The sequence below is a fragment of the Nonomuraea sp. NPDC049649 genome (assembly GCF_040675175.1).
In the GTDB taxonomy this organism is placed as follows: Bacteria; Actinomycetota; Actinomycetes; order Streptosporangiales; family Streptosporangiaceae; genus Nonomuraea.
On sequence record NZ_JBFAOH010000084.1, the window covers coordinates 1 to 3,475 of the forward strand.

Below are 3,475 nucleotides of genomic sequence, written 5' to 3' on the forward strand. Positions count from 1 at the left end.
GTCCTCCAGATCGATCTCCGTCGATGCCTGGATCACAGTACTCATCAGGTGCGTTCTCCTTGATCAGGAGTTACACCGAAAACCGTACAGTCCCGCCGGCGGTTGTGTAGCTGAGACGTCCGACCCCGGAATTTCCGGAGAGTCGTCCATAGATTCGAGAAGGTCCCGTCGCCAGGCCAACGGGAGCACCACCAAACCGGCAAGGACGCATGCGGCCCCAGCGACCCAGAGCACCGAAGTAAACGCGGTGAGTGTCGGGTACGTCCTGCCGCCGACCTGGTGTACAGCGATTGTGGTGGTCGCGGCGATCACAGCGCTCGAGGTGGACGTCCCGACCGAACGCAGGAGCGTGTTGAGCCCGTTGGCCGAGGCCGTCTCGGTAACCGGCACGACCCGCATGAGCAGCGCAGGCATGGCGCCGAAGGCGAGCGAGGTCCCGACCGAGACCAGCAGCGCACCCGCCATGATCTGCCACACATCGTGGTTGAGGAAAACTCGTGCCACGTAGGCCACCCCCATGCTCAGCGTGCCGATCAGGAGCGTAATGTGCGCGCCGAATCGCCTGGTCATCACTGCGGATATGGGAGCAAAAGCACCAAAAACGAGCGCGGTGGGTGCCAGGAGGACTCCTGTAGTGACCATGTCCAGCCCGAGCCCGAATCCGGTGATCGTCGGGAGTTGGAGCAGTTGCGTGGTGACAAGCATGTTGGCGAACATCCCGAAGCCGGTGAGGACCGCTGCGATGTTGACTGCCAGCACAGCTGGGCGGGTCGCGACGCGCACGTCGATCAAAGGGTTACGCACCCGCAGCGCCAGCGGCAGCCATAGCAGGAGGGTCACCATGCCACCGATCGCCGAGAGCACCGTCGCCGCTGATCCCCAACCCCACTCACCGCCCTTCGACAGAGCAAGAAGCAGGGCAGTCAGGGCTGTAGACAACAGTAGTGCGCCGAGGTAGTCGAAACTCCCCAAGGTGCGGACTCGGGACTCGGGCACAATGAGGAGTACGGCGGCGAGCATCACCGTCCCCGCGCCCGCGGTAATCCAGAACAACGTGCGCCACGGTAGGTGCTCGGCGACGTATCCGGCGAGCGGAAGCCCGCCGCCGGCGCCGATGGCGAGGGTTGCGCTCATCAGCGCCACACCGACCGGCAGCCGGGAAGCGGGCAGCGTGTCCCGCATCACCGCGGTGGCGATCGGGATCAGCGCCATGCCGACTCCCTGCAGCACCCGGGCCGCGATGGTGTAGGGAAGGCCGCTGCCGAGAGCCCCCAGCACTGATCCTCCGATCATCAGGATCAGGCATGTCACCATCATCCGTCGCTTGCCGAACATGTCAGCAAGTCGGGAGGCGACTGGTGTGGCCACGGCTCCACTGAGCAGGGTCGCGGTGACCAGCCACGACGCGTTATCGACGGTCGTGTCGAGCAGCCTCGGGAACTCCGGAAGCAGGGGAACGACCAGAGTCTGCTGCAGAGAAGTGACCGTGCCGCACAGGCACAGGATAGTGATGAGCAGCGCCGGGCGGGGTCGCTGGGACATGCCATCGCATCCAGGTGTGAGCGAAGGATTCACTGTGCTCCTGAGGGGTGGTTCGATACCTTTCGGCGTACTGCACATACGGTGGCCCTACTCGAGCAAGGGCCGGCGAGGGCGGTCACGTGCCCTAGGCACCGCGGCTATGCGGCGGCTGCGCTGGCCAGTAGCTTTCCGGTCGCCGCACCGATACTGACGCCCCCTCCGTGAAACCTTGGCGTGCTGCGACTCCGGTACTCTGCGCTGGTACTGATCGCCGGTCGTTGTGCGGAAGCTGCGGCGTCGAGGGCGTGCAGGCGCTGCTGTAGTGCGCAAACGTTTCCCACGACCCGGTAGAGCGGCCGTCGGCGACAGCGTTCTGATCAGGTGGCACCCCGCATCGCTCCCATGGTGAAGTCCCGCCGCGTGGACGACGCCTCGTCTGGGAACCACAAGTCCGGCTCCCCAGGCACGCGCGACAGGGCGCCGCGGCCCTCCAGCCACACCAGATGGGCGAGCGTCTCATTGTTAGCGCTGCGCTGCTGGTACGCCAGCATCGTGCCCCACGGCCGAGACCATGTCAGACGGGTGGTGATCTCCCAACACGAGAGACCCGGCGTTTCTGTCACCGCCTCCTCAATCTCGGCGAGCCGGGCCTCGTGATGACCGATCATGTAATCGACTCGTCCGGCCAGTTCCAGGAAGCGGAACTCGTGGGCGGGCATTACCTCGTCAACGTCGAGCTTGCGGACGGCATGCAAGGAGTCGAGGAACTCTGCGAGCGGATTCTGGGTTGACTGCGGATGCACGGCCACCGCCGGGGTGATCCTCGGCAGCACGTGATCGCCGGTGAAGAGCAACTTACGGTCGGGTTCCACAAAGCACAGGTGACCGGGTGTATGCCCCGGAGTCCAGATCGCCCGCAGGTTCCATCCGGGTAGGTCAAGCCGTTCGGCGTCCTCGATCAGCCGATCCGGGGCGGCCATCGACACATGCTCACGAATCACCTTCGACGCGCCGGCCAACTCCTCAGCCTTCAGGTCCGGCACTCCGCACCTCACCAGTAGTTCCCGCTGGCGCTCGATGAGGACGTTCATCGCTTCGTCGTCATAGCGCTCGTGCAAGAGGCGGGCGTCCGCTGGGTGGAGCCCGACCCAAGCGCCCGACGCCTCCCGGACCCGGCCGGCGAGGCCGTAATGGTCGGGATGCAGATGTGTGACGAGCACGGCCTTGACATCCGCGATACGATAACCCGCCACGTTAAGACCGGAGTCGAGCGCGCCGAATGCCTCCTCCGTGTTCCACCCGGCGTCGACGATCACCACCCCGCCGGGGACCTCGAAAGCATAGACCAGCACGTATCGCAGCGGATTGATCGGAATCGGTACCGGGATTGACCACAGCCCTGGCCGGACCCGCTCGACTCCAGGCATCGCACCGCTGAGCCATGCCTGGCGCTGCTTCTCGTTCGCCGCCGTCACGCTTGCTTCTGCCATCCGCCCTTGCCCCTTTCTTTCGTCCGAACTGCCGCCCGGTGTAGTCCAGCCTGTCGAGTTGCATCGGACGATCAGGTGGCGTGCGTCGGCTCGCCTCTGACGGACCGGATGAGGAGCTGGGCGACGTCCACGACTTCCAGCGACTCCTTCGCCTCGCCGCTGTTCTTCTTCTCATTGATCGCATCACCCAGCATCACCATGCAGAACGGGCACGCCGTGGAAACCGTGTCCGGATCCGTGGTCAGCGCCTCATCCACCCGCTCGGTGTTGATCCGCTTACCGATCCGCTCTTCCATCCACATCCGCGCACCACCCGCACCGCAGCAGAAACCGCGATCCTTGTGCCGGTGCATCTCCTGCGCCTTGACACCCGGCACCTTGGCCATGATGTCGCGCGGCTGGGAGTAGACCTTGTTGTGCCGGCCCAGGAAACACGGGTCGTGATAGGTGATCTTCTCCTCGAT

The 3,475-nt window shown here is 64.8% G+C and carries 3 protein-coding genes; all 3 read right to left on the reverse strand.

Features of this window, described 5'->3' with window-relative positions; translation table 11 throughout:
• Positions 1 to 63: 63 nt before the first annotated feature.
• A complete protein-coding gene (locus AB0J42_RS37410) occupies positions 64 to 1,542 on the reverse strand; it encodes an MFS transporter (RefSeq protein WP_364303289.1) in 1,479 nt (492 codons plus the stop codon).
• A 356-nt stretch (positions 1,543 to 1,898) separates the two neighbouring features.
• Positions 1,899 to 3,011: an MBL fold metallo-hydrolase gene (locus AB0J42_RS37415; protein WP_364303291.1), complete on the reverse strand. Its 1,113-nt coding sequence runs from the start codon at positions 3,009 to 3,011 to the stop codon at positions 1,899 to 1,901.
• Positions 3,012 to 3,082: 71 nt separating this feature from the next.
• The coding region (locus AB0J42_RS37420; protein ID WP_364303293.1) for a (Fe-S)-binding protein at positions 3,083 to 3,475 on the reverse strand (393 nt) is incomplete at its 5' end.